Source organism: Xenorhabdus ehlersii (assembly GCF_003610465.1).
Lineage (GTDB): Bacteria > Pseudomonadota > Gammaproteobacteria > Enterobacterales > Enterobacteriaceae > Xenorhabdus > Xenorhabdus ehlersii.
The window spans coordinates 86575-101737 of the sequence record NZ_RAQI01000005.1 but is presented as its reverse complement, the minus strand read 5'-3'; the positions used below and the strand labels follow the sequence as shown (position 1 = coordinate 101737).

At 42.3% G+C, this 15163-nt stretch carries 13 protein-coding genes; 3 read left to right on the top strand and 10 right to left on the bottom strand.

What is annotated here, in order from left to right; all coding sequences use genetic code 11:
- Nucleotides 1-135: 135 nt before the first annotated feature.
- From def to BDE27_RS15210, 3 genes are all read right to left on the bottom strand, one after another.
- Nucleotides 136-636 carry a peptide deformylase gene (gene def, locus BDE27_RS15220; RefSeq protein WP_099131589.1) on the bottom strand — a complete coding sequence of 167 codons (501 nt, stop codon included), beginning with the start codon at nt 634-636 and terminating at the stop codon, nt 136-138.
- 249 nt (nt 637-885) lie between these two features.
- Complete coding sequence (locus tag BDE27_RS15215) at nt 886-2070, bottom strand: trans-sulfuration enzyme family protein (protein WP_099131588.1); 1185 nt, start codon at nt 2068-2070, stop codon at nt 886-888.
- Between the two features lie 20 nt (nt 2071-2090).
- Nucleotides 2091-3461 carry a pyridoxal-phosphate dependent enzyme gene (locus tag BDE27_RS15210; RefSeq protein ID WP_099131711.1) on the bottom strand — a complete coding sequence of 457 codons (1371 nt, stop codon included), beginning with the start codon at nt 3459-3461 and terminating at the stop codon, nt 2091-2093.
- Nucleotides 3462-3843: 382 nt separating this feature from the next.
- Here BDE27_RS15210 and BDE27_RS15205 point away from each other — a divergent pair, with 382 nt between their 5' ends.
- Both BDE27_RS15205 and BDE27_RS15200 read left to right on the top strand, forming a co-directional pair.
- Nucleotides 3844-4716: a lipase family protein gene (locus tag BDE27_RS15205; RefSeq protein WP_099131587.1), complete on the top strand. Its 873-nt coding sequence runs from the start codon at nt 3844-3846 to the stop codon at nt 4714-4716.
- A gap of 118 nt (nt 4717-4834) precedes the next feature.
- A complete protein-coding gene (locus BDE27_RS15200; protein WP_099131586.1) occupies nt 4835-5302 on the top strand; it encodes a membrane-associated Zn-dependent protease 1 in 468 nt (155 codons plus the stop codon).
- 67 nt (nt 5303-5369) lie between these two features.
- Here the strand turns inward: BDE27_RS15200 and BDE27_RS15195 are convergent, their stop codons facing one another.
- From BDE27_RS15195 to galE, 4 genes are all read right to left on the bottom strand, one after another.
- A complete protein-coding gene (locus BDE27_RS15195; protein ID WP_099131585.1) occupies nt 5370-6068 on the bottom strand; it encodes an O-methyltransferase in 699 nt (232 codons plus the stop codon).
- Between the two features lie 83 nt (nt 6069-6151).
- The gene (galK, locus tag BDE27_RS15190; RefSeq protein WP_099131584.1) at nt 6152-7306 is read right to left on the bottom strand and encodes a galactokinase; all 1155 of its coding nucleotides are present in this window, start codon (nt 7304-7306) and stop codon (nt 6152-6154) included.
- Nucleotides 7307-7339: 33 nt separating this feature from the next.
- Entirely contained in the window at nt 7340-8419 is a 1080-nt protein-coding gene (locus BDE27_RS15185) for a UDP-glucose--hexose-1-phosphate uridylyltransferase (RefSeq protein ID WP_099131583.1), read from the bottom strand.
- A 64-nt stretch (nt 8420-8483) separates the two neighbouring features.
- Entirely contained in the window at nt 8484-9503 is a 1020-nt protein-coding gene (gene galE / locus BDE27_RS15180; protein ID WP_099131582.1) for a UDP-glucose 4-epimerase GalE, read from the bottom strand.
- Nucleotides 9504-9661: 158 nt separating this feature from the next.
- Between galE and BDE27_RS15175 the strand changes: the two genes are divergently transcribed.
- On the top strand, nt 9662-10405 hold the full coding sequence (locus BDE27_RS15175; RefSeq protein WP_244208805.1) for a 4'-phosphopantetheinyl transferase family protein: 744 nt from the start codon (nt 9662-9664) through the stop codon (nt 10403-10405).
- Between the two features lie 361 nt (nt 10406-10766).
- On the opposite strand, the gene speB is transcribed toward BDE27_RS15175, so the two are convergent.
- From speB to speA, 3 genes are all read right to left on the bottom strand, one after another.
- The gene (speB, locus tag BDE27_RS15170) at nt 10767-11693 is read right to left on the bottom strand and encodes an agmatinase (protein ID WP_099131581.1); all 927 of its coding nucleotides are present in this window, start codon (nt 11691-11693) and stop codon (nt 10767-10769) included.
- Nucleotides 11694-12180: 487 nt separating this feature from the next.
- Entirely contained in the window at nt 12181-12528 is a 348-nt protein-coding gene (locus BDE27_RS15165) for a hypothetical protein (protein ID WP_099131580.1), read from the bottom strand.
- A 111-nt stretch (nt 12529-12639) separates the two neighbouring features.
- On the bottom strand, nt 12640-14544 hold the full coding sequence (speA, locus tag BDE27_RS15160) for a biosynthetic arginine decarboxylase (protein ID WP_099131579.1): 1905 nt from the start codon (nt 14542-14544) through the stop codon (nt 12640-12642).
- Between the last annotated feature and the right edge of the window lie 619 nt (nt 14545-15163).

Below are 15163 nucleotides of genomic sequence, written 5' to 3'. Positions count from 1 at the left end.
TCCTATGACGTAGCATAATTTTAAGCTTTTTTATGTGTACTTATCATTAATAAATAAAACAATAGCTATATATAAAACCACAATATTACCAAATATATTAAGAAATAATTTACAGTGTCTTTATTTCTCCAGCAGTTAATCTCCTTTATTTCTTAAATTATTTTTCACTTTTTTCAGTGCCATTTGCCTTTTCAATGGGGACAGATAATCGATAAAAACAATGCCATGTAAATGGTCAATTTCATGCTGCATAACAATTGACAGAAAATTTTTGCTTTCTATCGTAATCGGCTTACCAAACCGATCAAATGCTTCTACCTTTACTTTTTCAAAGCGTTCAACATCTGCATAATATCCCGGTATCGACAGGCAGCCCTCTTGATTCACCACACGACGCTCTTTTTCAACGATTTTCGGGTTAACCAAAACCATGGGCTGATCACGATTTGGAGAAATATCAATGACCGCAATCGCTTCTCTCCGACCAACCTGTGCAGCTGCCAAGCCAATGCCTGCGCTGTACATTGTCTCCAGCATGTCATCAATTAGCGTTTGAATTTTATCAAAATCAGTGACATCAACACATTTTTGTCTCAATCTTTCATCTGGAATTGTGAGGATATCTAGAATTGCCATAACGTATTTCCTTTGTTGTGACTTTTGCCATTGTTGCTATTTTTAACTATATACCTTCTTATTTCCCAAATTGCTACCTTATTAACTGTACTGCACCTTGAAATATATTAAGTATATTCCCATTGTGGAATGATAAAACAAACCAAAAAATAACTTTAATAAAAATGCCAAACGAAAAATATCGCCTGGCATCATTCTTTGGTTATCTTAATTTTTTGATTAAACTAGCTTTCTTATTTTATTTTCTTGTTACAAACTCGCATTTTCAAATGCCTGAGACAAATCCGTTATCAAATCATCTGCATTTTCAATACCGACAGAAATCCGGATCAATTGTGGGGTAATTCCGGCAGCCAGACGCTTCTCCAACGGAATGGAAGCATGGGTCATGGAAAATGGCTGACCAATCAAGCTCTCCACACCACCTAAACTTTCCGCCAATGTAAACAGTTGCAGCGCTTTAATGACTCGACGTGCATAATCTTCATCCCCTTTCAGTACGATGGAGATCATGCCACCAAAACCTCGCATCTGACGTTTTGCCAATTCGTGCTGAGGATGAGAAGCAAGGCCAGGATAATACACTTTCTCAACTTGTGGCTGCTGTTCAAGCCAATGTGCAATCTTCCCTGCGCTGTCAATATGGCGTTCCATACGCAATGCCAATGTCCGAATACCACGCAGGACAAGGAAACTACTGAACGGATCAAGAATGCCGCCAATAGAATTTTGCAAGAAAGCAACTTGCTCGGCCAACTCTGCGTTATTTCCCACCACCGCAAGGCCAGCGACGACATCAGAATGACCATTCAGGTACTTAGTTGCAGAATGCACAACAATATCAAAACCCAAATCAAGCGGACGCTGAATATAAGGAGAAGCAAACGTGTTATCTGCCACGCTGATAATATTATGCCGCCTGGCAATCTGTGCAATCGCCGCTAAATCAGCCAATTTCAATAGTGGGTTAGTCGGAGTTTCCACCCAAATCATTTTAGTGTCGGTCTGAATTGCCGCTTCCAATGCCGCAGTATCCCCAGCCTCAATATAAGTAACTCTCAGACCCGCCGTCCGGCGACGCACTTTTTCCAGCAACCGGTAAGTCCCGCCATAAAGATCGTCTACCGCAATGATGTGGCTGTCTTTATCAAGTAGCTCCAGAATGGTGGAACTGGCTGCCAGACCAGAGCCAAAAGCATAACCACGTGTCCCATTCTCCAATTCAGCAATCGCACGTTCTAAGGCATCACGAGTCGGATTCCCACTACGGGAATACTCATATCCAGTATGCTGGCCAGGTGCAACTTGAGCATAAGTTGATGTGGCATAAATTGCGGGCATCACTGCACCAGTGTGATCAGGTACATAGCCTGCATGAACGCTTTGTGTATCAAATTTAATCCTATTAAACTTAGTCTTATCAAACTTAGCCATTAATTTATTCCTGAAAGAGATCAATTGAGTTGTTGACGCCATGCGTTCAGTACATCGGTACGAGTAACAAGACCCAGAAAATGATTGTTATCATCAACAATCAGGGCCACATGACCAGCATCAAAGGTAGCAATTAACTGCGCCAATGACGCTTTTTTATTGAGCGTATGAACCTGATTGGTCATCGCTTCAATAACAGGCAACGAGAAATGATGTGAATTGGCCTGAATGGCATGCATGAGATCCCACTCATCAATAAGCCCGACAATTTGATCGTTTTCGATCACAGGTAACTGTGAAATGTCATAAAGACGCATGCGGTTATAAGCGATCTGCAAGGTATCTTGCGGAGAAACTGAAACCGTCGCACCATCCTGATAACGATAGGTAATATAATCGCTCAAATTATTTTCTTGTGGTTGCGAACGCAGCCCTTGTTCCAATAACCAGTAATCATTAAACATCTTTGACAGATATTTGTTACCACTGTCACAAGCTAACGTCACTACGCGTTTCGGCGTTGTCTGGGCACGACAATAACGTAGCGCCGCCGCTAACAATGTTCCTGAAGAAGAGCCAGCCAGGAGCCCTTCTGTCAGTAGTAAATCGCGGGCACAGGCAAACGCTTCTGCGTCAGTAATGCGATAAGCATGATGAACCTGAGAAAAATCCCCAAGAGGCGGGACAAAATCTTCTCCGATACCTTCCACAAACCAGCTGCCAGCTTCGTCATAGTGACCATGCTCAACATAATCGGCAAGAATAGAACCCTTAGGATCTGCGAGGATAAATTCCGTATGAGGGGAAACTTCCTTAAAATACTGGCTCAAGCCCCCCAGAGTCCCACCAGAACCGACCCCCACCACCACAGCATCGACATTCTGCTCCATCTGCTGCCAAATCTCCGGTCCCGTGGTAGCAAGATGTGCGGCTGAGTTCGCAGGATTATTGAATTGATCAATATAATAAGCTCCGCTGATTTCTTTCGACAGGCGCAGAGCATAGTCCTGATAATATTCTGGATGCCCTTTTCCGACATCAGAGCGTGTCAGGCGAACATCGGTTCCCAGCGCCCGTAGGTGATAAATTTTTTCGCGGCTCATCTTATCAGGTACAACTAAAATCAGTTTATAGCCCTTCATAGCGGCAACCAACGCCAACCCAATACCCGTATTACCTGCCGTGGCTTCAATGATGGTGCCCCCTGGCTTCAACAACCCCTGTTTTTCCGCCTGCTCAATCATTGAAAGTGCAACACGATCTTTAATCGAACCGCCAGGATTCTGATTCTCTAACTTAATGAATAGCTGGCATGGTCCTGTATCCAGATGAGTCAATTCCAATAGCGGTGTATTCCCTATAAGTTCAAGAACCGAACGTGGTGCTGCCATATTTGCCTCTTGATAATCGGTAAAATTTGCAAACAAAACTTTCAGATTGGGAAAGAATAACGCTGCATGGTAATCAATTTGAAAGAACAAATGAAAACTACATATAACAAAAGGGAATTAGTTAATTCGATATTGATAAATTAAAACATGTCTACAAATCATTATTTTTTATCATTTAATAATAAATAAATCCTCATAACAGGGACTTTATAAAAACAATCCCCTCACAATAATAATTTCATTGCAACCTAAACAGAACATCACTCAACTTATATGTTTCTTAATCCAGAAAATCTGGCAAAATGATATACAATTAAATGACATAAAAATAAATATTCAATAACCTGTTTCCTCAACAAAAAAACAAACAAAAGAGGCACCTATGTATACATACAAAGAGGCCGCCAATTTTGCGGCATTCGTGTTATACGCAGAGAAAATGAATAAACAGTACTACAATAATCCAACTCCCCCAGCCGATCCGCGCATTGAAGAAGACGGCTGGAAAGTTATAGCGTATATCTCAGCAAATGATCTGTCTTTCTCAGTAACGCCCCGAAAAAGCGAATTGCCCGATCATGTCTGTTATGGCTATGTGGCAGAAAAAGTGACAGAAAAAAACCATTCTCCAAGGGAACATATTATTGCTATACGTGGAACCGATCCTACAATTTTGCTAGAAGATGCTCATGATGGACTAATTAATTTTACATCACCGTGGACCCGTTTCCCCAAGATAGAAGTCAGCCAGGGGTTTTTTAGTATCTATGACTCAATGAAGCTCACTACCATTGAGCCTGAATCTCACCGTGATTACAGTAATCTCAAATTAATTGAAGCGATTGCCCAATTTATAGGGGTAAATAGTCAATTCACTATAGTCGGTCACAGCCTTGGAGCAGCAATTGCATCCTATCTGATGTATGAAATTGGCCCTATAGCTCCCAATCACTCAGCCTGTTTATTTGCCTGCCCAAGACCAGGAAACAAAGAATTCTCCAAACACGTTACCCAAAACTTTATCAATTTTGCGGTGTTCAACTATATCGATGATGTCATACCTCATTTGCCACCTAAAATTCTGGGATATGCCTCATTGGACTATATCAACGAATTTAAGCCTCAAACCCATTTAGATATTTCAGATGGGCCGTTATGTAGCCACTATTTAATCGACTACATTGCCAGATTAGATTTAGATGTGTTCAAAAGAGTCACAAAATACGGTGATATCGATTCTTGTATCAACCTATAGTAATTGTTCAATTTACAGCCATTTCTCAAGTTAAGTAAGGTAACTTGATTTTCCCCCCTACTCCCTGTAATACCTATTTCATGTTAGGAGCCCATAATCAACAAACAGGAGCATAAAGATGAAGTGGCGTGGTTACACATACAGCGCAATATTAATAGCAAGCAGCCTGTTTACTTCTGCATTATGGGCAAAAGGGGAAGCACACTTGTTATTCCACATGGGGTTGGGAGCCAATGGTAAATTCTTTGTAGGCGGTACACTGCAAAATAAAGGCGACCAACCTGTGGCGGGGGGCTATCTGGCTGTTTTATCCCTTAACGCTCAATGTGAGCCAGGTACACTGACAGTATACTCATTTGAAGCATTGGCATCGGGGGAAAAGAAAGAATTTCGCATCCCAATAAATGCCCCGCTAAGCAGTTATCGTTTAATTGGTTTTGGTGCCTATGACGATATGGGATTTCCTCTTCCCACCATAGATGAAACAGCAAAAATCATTCAAGAACGCGAACCCAATGAGCGTAAAACCTGTCAATTAGCCCGAACACCAATATCTGCCAATCAGCCTGCAACCCAAAGGTTGTAATATGAGGATGGTTTATCAAAAATAAACCATCCTTTTATAACCCATTATTTCTTATCATAAAAATTTATTATGTAATTTTTCTATCTGTATTGATCCGTAATAATGCAAACCCATCCCAACCTTTTTCCCCTACAGTCTGTAAAGCCGTTACAGTCAGTTCAGGGTAGTTGGACATTTTATCCAGTGCCTGACGCACCCCTTCGACAAGTTCACTCCGCTGCTCATGTACAATTTCGCCTTCGCGGATCACATTGTCCATGATGATAATGCTTCCCGGACGCCCCAACTTGACAGCCCAATCCAGATACAACGGACTATTTTGTTTATCGGCATCAATAAAAATCAAATCAAAGGGAGCTTCAGGACTTAGCGTCTGCAAGGTTTCGCTGGCTTCTCCCACAATAATTTTGATTTTGTGGGCAAGCTGCGCTCTTTCGATATTGTGCTGAGCCACTTCGGCTACACGGGGATCTTTTTCCAATGTGAACAGGATCCCATCATCAGGCAATCCTTTTGCCATATATTGGGCGCTATATCCTCCCAATGTACCAATTTCGAGAATACGTCTTGCGCCACTAATTTGTACCATCATCATCAAAAACTGCCCTTGCAGCGCAGAAACATTAATGGCTGGTAAGCCTTGAGCAGCCATATATTCAAGTGTTTTTTCAAGGTGTGGGGATTTAGGCAATAGGGCTTGTTTAAGGTAGTCGTCAACTTCTGTCCATTGTTGCTGGAGTGCTGCTAGCTGTGCATTGGAACTCATGATCATACTCCTTTCATTGTGAAGGTTAGATATTGAGAGAGCATATCATTTAGAAAAAATGTTTTCGACGCACCATCTTTTGCTTATTTCAATTGGCTAGCGCCTTTTGTGGCCTGACAAAGATAGATATCCGCTGTTAAACCTGTTTTAGTCTTGTATTGTTGCTCAATCGCCTTTTCCACACTTTTCACCAAATCAGGGGGAACCAACGCCACCACACAACCGCCAAAACCGCCTCCCGTCATACGGACACCGCCGTGATCGCCAATCACGTCTTTGACTATTTCCACCAGTACATCTATTTCACGGACAGTAATTTCAAAATCATCACGCATGGAAATATACGATGCAGCCATAAGCTGACCAAGGCGAAACAAATCACCAGCATTTAACGCATCAGCCGCCAATTTAGTCCGCAAATTTTCACTGATCACATGGCGAACCCGTTTGACAAGCAATGTATCGAGCAACGCTTGTTTAGCATTGAAATCCTCAAGAGTGATATCACGCAATGTTTTCACTCCCAACAAACGGGCAGCTTCTTCACATTGCTGCCTGCGCATATTGTATTCGCTATCCACCAAGCCACGCGGTTTATTGGAATTGATGATCATCACAACCACTTTATCAGGTATACGGACAGATTGCGTAGCCAACGTGAGGCAGTCGATCAACAAGGCGTGACTTTCTTCCCCACAAGCAGAGATTAACTGATCCATGATGCCAGAATTGCAACCAACAAATTGGTTTTCTGACTGTTGCCCACTCAATGCAATCATTTTGGGACTAATATCAAGCTGATAAAGCGACTTAATGGCTTGCCCAACCACGACTTCCAACGATGCAGATGAACTTAAACCTGCACCTTGTGGAATATTGCCACTAATAGCAAGATCCATACCACCAAATGCATAACCACTCGCCACCAGAGCACTCATCACACCACGGATGTAATTCGCCCACATTTTTTCTGGCTGAAAGAGAATTGGTTGGCAGAGATCAAATTCATCACACTGATTATGATAATCAACCGCTATCACCCTGACACGCATATCCCCACGCTTAGCGGCGGCAACTACTGTCTGGAAATTAATTGCGCAAGGCAAGACAAAACCACCGTTGTAATCCGTATGCTCACCGATAAGATTCACCCGTCCCGGAGCCTGAAAAAAGTGCGTTGGAGAATAATTAAAGCACGCATTAAAAGATTCAGTGACGTTTTGGATTAAAGTTTTCATCTCTTTTCCCCCATAAACGTTTCTTAGCGGAAATCAGCGTACCTTAAAATGAATGTCGCTGACATCCCGTAACCGCTGGGCGGCCTGTTCTGGCGTCAAATCACGCTGAGCTTCCGTCAACATTTCATAACCCACCATAAACTTACGGACACTGGATGACCGTAATAACGGCGGGTAAAACAGTGCATGTAATTGCCAGTGATCAATATTGTGTTTGTGTGATGTGGGGCTGGCATCGCATTGATGCTCGAAGAAAGGAGCAAAATGCCAGCCCATTGAATAGGGAAAAGCACATTGAAACAGATTATCATAACGACTGGTCAATTTTTTAATCGCCACCGCCAGATCATCACGTTGTGCTTCCGTCAGTTCATTCATGCGACGGATATGATTTTTCGGCAATAGCATCGTTTCAAACGGCCATACCGCCCAATAAGGTACAACCGCAAGCCAATATTCGGTTTCCACTACCGTACGTGCGCCATCTTTGCATTCAGCATCAAGATAATCCATCAATAAGTTAGTTCCTTGCTGGCAATAATATTGCCGCAACTGTTCATCTTTACGTGCGAGCTCATCAGGCAGGAAATCACTGGCCCAAATCTGCCCATGAGGATGGGGCTGAGAACACCCCATCATTTCTCCTTTATTCTCAAAAACCTGAATCCAAATATAACGTTGGCTCAACTCCTCAATCTGCGCATTCCATGTATCAATGACACGACGGATTTGACTCAACGACAGTTCCGGCAATGTTTTACTGTGATCAGGAGAAAAACAGAGTACTCGACAAACGCCACTCACCGGCTCAATTTTAAATAATGGGTTATCGGTAGGATGAATATCAAAGCGTTCCGGTAGCAAGGCAGAATAATCATTCTGGAATATATAAACGTCCTGATAATCTGGATTGATATTACCTGAAGCGCGGGTATTGTTCGGGCATAAAAAACAGTGTTCATCGTAACTTGGCAAGGCAACGTGGAGTGGTTTTTCATCAATTCCGCTCCACGGTCGTTCTGTTCGGTGTGGTGAAACAATAATCCATTTTCCCGTCAAAGGATTGTATCGCCTATGTGGACAATCAACAGGATTGAATCGCATCTTTGACATATTAGATACCCTCTTGCTTTCACCACACAAACCTTACAGAAAACTAAACTTTTTTTGCTGTTTCTTACTTCGCTTTATAGCCATTGGGATTTTGAGACTGCCAACGCCAGGCATCCGCGGTCATTTCCACGATAGTTCGATTTGCTTTCCAGCCCAGCTCTCGCTCAGCTTTCTCCGGGCTTGACCAACATTCTGCAATATCTCCCGGACGACGTGGACAAATTTCATAAGGCACTGGTTTGCCGCAAGCATGACTGAAAGCTTCTACCATTTCCAGTACGCTGGTGCCTTTTCCAGTACCCAAATTGTAAATATGCAGTCCTGCTTTCTTGCCAACGGCACTTAGGGCGGCAATATGCCCGTCAGCCAAATCCATAACATGGATATAATCGCGCACTCCAGTACCGTCGGCTGTTGGATAATCATTACCATACACAGACAGTTTTTCCCGACGGCCTACTGCAACCTGGGCAATATAAGGCATCAAATTGTTGGGTATTCCCTGAGGATCTTCCCCCATCGTGCCCGAAGGATGAGCACCAACTGGATTGAAGTAGCGTAATAACACCACAGACCAATCATTTTCCGCATGATGGAAATCAGACAGGCAGCGTTCAACCATATACTTACTGGTGCCATAAGGGTTAGTTGTATTACCCACCGCAGACTGCTCAGTAATAGGCACAACATCCGGATCACCATATACCGTCGCAGATGAGCTAAAGATAATGCTTTTTACCCCCGCTTTACGCATGCTACGCACCAGCACCAGCGTTCCATTGACATTATTGTCATAATATTCAATAGGTTTGGCGACTGACTCCCCAACCGCTTTCAAACCTGCAAAATGAATAACTGCCTGAATTTGATGACGGGAAAAAATAGCATCAAGGAATGATGCATCACGAATATCCCCTTCATAAAACAGTGGCTGTACGCCAGTCAATGCCTCAATGCGAGCCAGAACTTCACGATTGGCATTGCACAGGTTATCGATGATGATCGGCACCATTCCAGCTTCAATCATTTGAACACAAGTATGGCTACCGATATACCCCATCCCGCCTGTTACTAATATTTCCACAACAACCTCTTTTCAAAAATGGTAACAACGAGGAGTATAAAAAGAGTTAGTACGTTAGTGAACTAAAATTAGGATATGGCAAAATCAGGCCATAAACATTTTTAATTGATCCGTTATCTAATAATCGCAGCTGATAATAAAAAACCATGATGAAAAAAATGACTTTTACTTCTATCCTTACCTCTGCTCAAGCAACTGCCATAAATGATCCTTTTTTTACAGAAATACAAGCAGGTGCGCTGTCAGAACATCCCGATCTTCATGTCATAAAAATTTATTTTGATCAGTCTTGCTATCGGAATGCACTATTTGACGAATGTGGCATTACCTACCCAAACCAATTAAAAAATGCAGTTAATAAACGACGTGCGGAATATCTGGCTGCCCGTTATTGCACTCAACAAGTTTTAAATCGTTTGGGTTACCCTGATTTTCAGGTAACCAATGCGCAAGATCGCTCTCCAATCTGGCCTGACAATATTTGTGGCTCGATTTCTCATTCAGCCAACTGTGCCATTGCCTTTGCGGCTTCTGGCAATAACTACCGAATGATAGGCGTAGATATCGAGCAAGAGATTAAACCAGATACCATCAAAAGTGTTTCATCTAGCATTATCAATGACAATGAAGTGAAATTACTGACAGAATGTCCATTACCTTTTGCACAGGTGTTCACTCTTGCGTTTTCCATCAAGGAGAGTTTGTTTAAGGCACTTTATCCCCACGTAAAACGCTTCTTTGATTTCCATGCAGCTGAAATTACGTTAATTGATTGTAGAGAGCATGCTATAAGCATAAAACTACTGCAAACATTATCTGATGAGTATCGAGCTGGTTCGCAATTCCACGGAAATTTTGCCTTAATGCCGCAGCAGCAAGTATTGACGTATATTGTGCAGTGATATGCGAGTTATCACAGCAAAAGTCATCATCGAAACAATGCAAAAACATGCTCAATGGAAGGTTGGCCTAAAACTCTGGTTAAATGTTTTTGATAAAGCAGCTTGATCTGCGTGGCATTGCAAACCAAAGTGTTATATCAGAAATACTGCATGGAAAACGTTCTATGAGCATTGGGCAAGTAAAAGGCTTTACCAAATTCTTTAACGTTCCTTGAAACCTTTATGGGTTCAGACTAATAAAAAACCACACTGAAACCATCGTGAATAAAGCGGTGGTTTTTCTATAGACACACTCAAATTAACTTTAAGAGTCAAGGCTCACCTTGATGAGCCTTTAAAAACAACTGACAAGATTAATGTATTAAAGATCTTTCTTCGATGCCTGCAAATACAACAACTCCAGTCCAATTGTTGCAGCAGCCAATGCCGTAATTTCAGATTGGTCATAAGCCGGCGCCACTTCCACCACATCCATTCCAACGATATTCAATGGTTGTAAGGCGCGCACTATTTTCAAGGCGCGATCTGACGTCAATCCACCAATCACTGGCGTTCCTGTACCTGGTGCAAATGCCGGATCAAGACAATCAATATCGAACGTCAGATAAATCGGCAAGTCACCAACCACAGTTTTAATCTGCTCAACAATATCATCAACACCGCGATCATTAACCTGACCAGCATCTAATACAGTAAAACCATTATTTGTATCGTGTTCAGTGCGAATACCTATTTGTACTGAATGATGAGGATCTATCAGCCCTTCATTTGGCGCATGGTAAAACATCGTACCATGATCAAATTGACTGCCATTTGCATAAGTATCTGTGTGGGCATCAAAATGGATCAGCGCCATTTTGCCAAAGTGTTTTGCATGGGCACGTAGCAGTGGCAAAGTAACAAAGTGATCACCACCAAAAGACAGCATACGCTTACCCGATGCCAGCACCTTTTCGGCATGTGCCTGCAACTTATCACTCATATCCTGGGCATCACCGAAATTAAATACCAGATCCCCACAATCCACCACATTCAGGTGCTTGCGTAAGCTAAAGTTCCACGGCCAACGGCAGCTTTCCCACGCCAGATTAGTCGATACCTGACGAATAGCGGCTGGCCCGTGGCGACTGCCCGCACGTCCCGATGTAGCCATATCAAAAGGAACACCGGTAATTACCCATTCCGCATCACTGGAGTAGGGTTGAAAATTCAATGGAAAACGCAGGAAGCCGAAAGCATTTGAAACCAAAGAGTTATCAATCTGGTTTCCTAAGGAGCTAATACTCATGATATATCCTCAAAAGTCCCATGCTGGCTTATTACCCGTTTCCAATATTGGCAATAGCTAATAATTGGCAGTAACAAGTAACACAGAGGCTTATTTACACTAGAAGATTAATCTTCCAAATACACTATCGAAACGAATGCGTACACACTCGTATACAAACAAGAAAAGCACCTAACGACCAATCATAGAATAAGCATAATGAGTATATAGTATTAGACATGTTTTCTGCTTACCACAACTTTGAGAAGTTCATACCACAAAATATCAAAATACTGTCTCTATAAGGGCAAAAATACGTCTTACAATATGTAAAATAACATGTCCAAATCTGCACTATGCAGAAAATAAAACATATTGTTAATGCTCTGCTTTCATCCAAAATCATTAATTATTTTTATTGAACTTGGTAAATGCTCTGAAATAAAATCACCCTGTTTTCTGATAAGGTATCTGACATTACGGCAAAATAAATTATTTTTATGCCAATTTATAACATCACATTTTGGGGGTTCTGATTCTTAACCCAATATTTTTCTTGGCATATATTATAAAAATTTTTTTCGCGGGGAGTGATGGTAAATCTGTTATTATCTAATACATTATAGCCTATCCATTTCTCTTGGCATAATTGTCCAGCATATTCATTTTCCAATTTTTCGGACTCTTCCAGATAAAGAACACTTACTCCGTTATCAAACGTGTAAATAATCTCTTTCTCCTCAATGAGAGAATCTTTATCCGGCAAAAAATTAACTTTTTCACTTTTTGCTATGATCTTAACCGACGAAGGTAATAATTTGATAGCCAATATGTAAATTAATAAAGATTGCGTCATTTTACCTTCCCTCTCTATAAACGACATAAAAAATAGTCATCCAAAATCAAGTTATTATATAAAACACATGACCAAGAATGACTATTAATGCAGATCAATGGCTAATCAGGATTACTCATCTTCCAAATAGGTGTAGCCATACAGGCCACTTTCAAACTCTTGCAAGAATTGTTCCTGCAAATTGCTATCCAGATCAGTCGATTTCACTTGATCACGGAAACGAGTCAATAATACCTGCGGTTCCAGTTTGACATATTGAAGCATATTAGCGACCGAATCACCTTCCTCGCTTTGCTTATAAGTCACTGCCCCATTTTCTGAAACATAAACATCAATGGCAGCCGTATCACCAAATAAGTTATGCATGTTACCCAAAATTTCCTGATAGGCTCCGACCATAAAGAAACCAATCAATGGCGGAGTTTCTGGATCATACGCTGGCATTGGCATCGTTGTTGCCACACCATCACCATCAATATAATGATCAATCGTACCGTCAGAATCGCAGGTGATATCCAACAAAACGGCACGACGATCCAGCGGCTTATCCAGACCTTCAATCGGCAAAACAGGGAAAAGTTGATCAATCCCCCACGCATCTGGCATTGACTGGAACAGCGAGAAATTCACGTAGAATTTATCCGCCATGCGTTCCTGTAATTCATCAATAATCGGACGATGGGCACGGTTACTTGGGTCAAGATCTTGCTGAATGTGGCGACAGATATTTAAATACAATTCTTCCGCCCATGCACGTTCTGACAGATCCAACATGCCGTGAGCATACTGGGTATGGACATCGTGCAGATCAAACTGGCTGTCATGCAACCATTCACGCAGGGAACGGCGGCTACTGTCAGATTGCATCTCCTGCCAGGTTTCCCACAAACTAGTCAGAGGACGCGTTGCACCTTCTGTTGGTGGCGTTGTTTGAGTAAATTCATTGCGCTCTACGCCAATCACATTGGAAACCAAAACGGTATGATGGGCGGTCAATGCACGGCCAGATTCCGTGATCACTGTTGGGTGAGGCAATCCATGTTCTTCACACGCATCACCAATCCCCCAAATAACGTTATTCGCGTATTCATTTAAACCGTAGTTAACCGAGCATTCTGACTGAGAACGTGTCCCTTCATAATCGACACCTAAACCCCCACCAACATCAAAGCACTGGATCTTGACACCTAGTTTGGACAACTCGACATAAAAACGGGCAGATTCACGCACCCCCGTCGCCACATCACGGATATTCGCCAATTGGGAACCCAAGTGGAAATGCAGCAATTGCAAGCTATCCAAACGCCCTGCTGAACGCAACCTTTCAACCAATTGCAATACCTGCGCGGCAGCCAATCCAAACTTAGATTTTTCACCGCCACTGGCCTGCCATTTACCAGAACCCTGGGATGCCAAACGGGCCCGAACCCCCAAACGTGGGATAACATTCAGGCGCTTAGCTTCTTCCAGTACCATCTCAATTTCAGACATCTTCTCGATAACCAGATACACCTTGTGTCCCAGCTTTTCACCGATCAATGCCAGACGAACGTATTCGCGATCCTTATAACCATTACAAACAATCACAGTACCTGTCATGCCCGCATGAGCCAACACTGCCATTAATTCCGCTTTGGAACCTGCCTCCAATCCAATCGGTTCATCAGCATTTGCTAATGTCTCAATGACGCGGCGATGCTGATTGACCTTAATTGGATAAACAAGGAAGTAATCTCCTTTATACCCATAAGATTCACGTGCACGTTTAAACGCTGCATTTATCGAGCGCAAGCGATGTTGCAAAATCTGGGGAAAACAAAACAATGCCGGCAAACGCAATTGTTCTTTTTCTTCCTGAACTTTCTTCACCAGAGCGGCGAGTTCAATTTGAGCTCCCGGTAAGTCAGGGTTTGGGCAAACACTGACATTACCCAGATCATTGACATAGTAATAGCCGCCGCCCCAGTATGCGATGTTATAGGTCTGTCGCATTTTGCGAGCGATATTATCATTCATGGCAGTCTCCTTCATGGAGTCGAGGTTTGCCTTCACCTGTAAAGTCAATAACCCAAGACACTATTTTATCGTGCGTATCTTGCGCATTAAAAAATGTCAGGGAACAGCATGCTCTTAGATTATAGGGACGTTTAGAGAGTACTAAACAACTAGTTACTGCGTGACTATATAATGATGTCAACCCAATTTATCTGTGGCTTAGCTGCGGGTAACATCGAAATGACTGCATATTTAAAAGGAAGGAACAAGATATGGATACATCAATGGCATAATGTGGCTGTTGGCCGTTAACACTCAGCAGATAATGGTTCATAACCCCATTCACCCCCACGTGGCTTACCTACCGCAAGCCATTTCTCAATTGAGAAGCAGGATACGCATACATCTCCTGCAAACACCTGTAACTCCAAGTGCAAAAAATGACTTGTGTTACGCGCGCAAGTTTATACCTGTAATCCAGCAAAATTGCAAAACGAAATTTATCTAACAGGGGCTGAACAACCCTCATACTTTTTAGATATGGAAACTAAAATGTCACACACTGAAAGGTAATTAAAATTAAAAAAAACTGGTAACCTTAGCAAGAGTAACTTAGAATAGCCGTCTAGACGGTAATACA

Bases quoted from the DNA above. Each gene is read 5' to 3' on its own strand.
- BDE27_RS15175 (WP_244208805.1), top strand. From the start codon at position 9,662: ATGACTTTTACTTCTATCCTTACCTCTGCTCAAGCAACTGCCATAAAT.
- speA (WP_099131579.1), bottom strand. From the start codon at position 14,544: ATGAATGATAATATCGCTCGCAAAATGCGACAGACCTATAACATCGCA.
- def (WP_099131589.1), bottom strand. From the start codon at position 636: ATGGCAATTCTAGATATCCTCACAATTCCAGATGAAAGATTGAGACAA.
- BDE27_RS15165 (WP_099131580.1), bottom strand. From the start codon at position 12,528: ATGACGCAATCTTTATTAATTTACATATTGGCTATCAAATTATTACCT.
- BDE27_RS15200 (WP_099131586.1), top strand. From the start codon at position 4,835: ATGAAGTGGCGTGGTTACACATACAGCGCAATATTAATAGCAAGCAGC.
- BDE27_RS15205 (WP_099131587.1), top strand. From the start codon at position 3,844: ATGTATACATACAAAGAGGCCGCCAATTTTGCGGCATTCGTGTTATAC.
- galK (WP_099131584.1), bottom strand. From the start codon at position 7,306: ATGAAAACTTTAATCCAAAACGTCACTGAATCTTTTAATGCGTGCTTT.
- BDE27_RS15185 (WP_099131583.1), bottom strand. From the start codon at position 8,419: ATGTCAAAGATGCGATTCAATCCTGTTGATTGTCCACATAGGCGATAC.
- BDE27_RS15210 (WP_099131711.1), bottom strand. From the start codon at position 3,461: ATGGCAGCACCACGTTCGGTTCTTGAACTTATAGGGAATACACCGCTA.
- BDE27_RS15195 (WP_099131585.1), bottom strand. From the start codon at position 6,068: ATGAGTTCCAATGCACAGCTAGCAGCACTCCAGCAACAATGGACAGAA.
- BDE27_RS15215 (WP_099131588.1), bottom strand. From the start codon at position 2,070: ATGGCTAAGTTTGATAAGACTAAGTTTAATAGGATTAAATTTGATACA.
- speB (WP_099131581.1), bottom strand. From the start codon at position 11,693: ATGAGTATTAGCTCCTTAGGAAACCAGATTGATAACTCTTTGGTTTCA.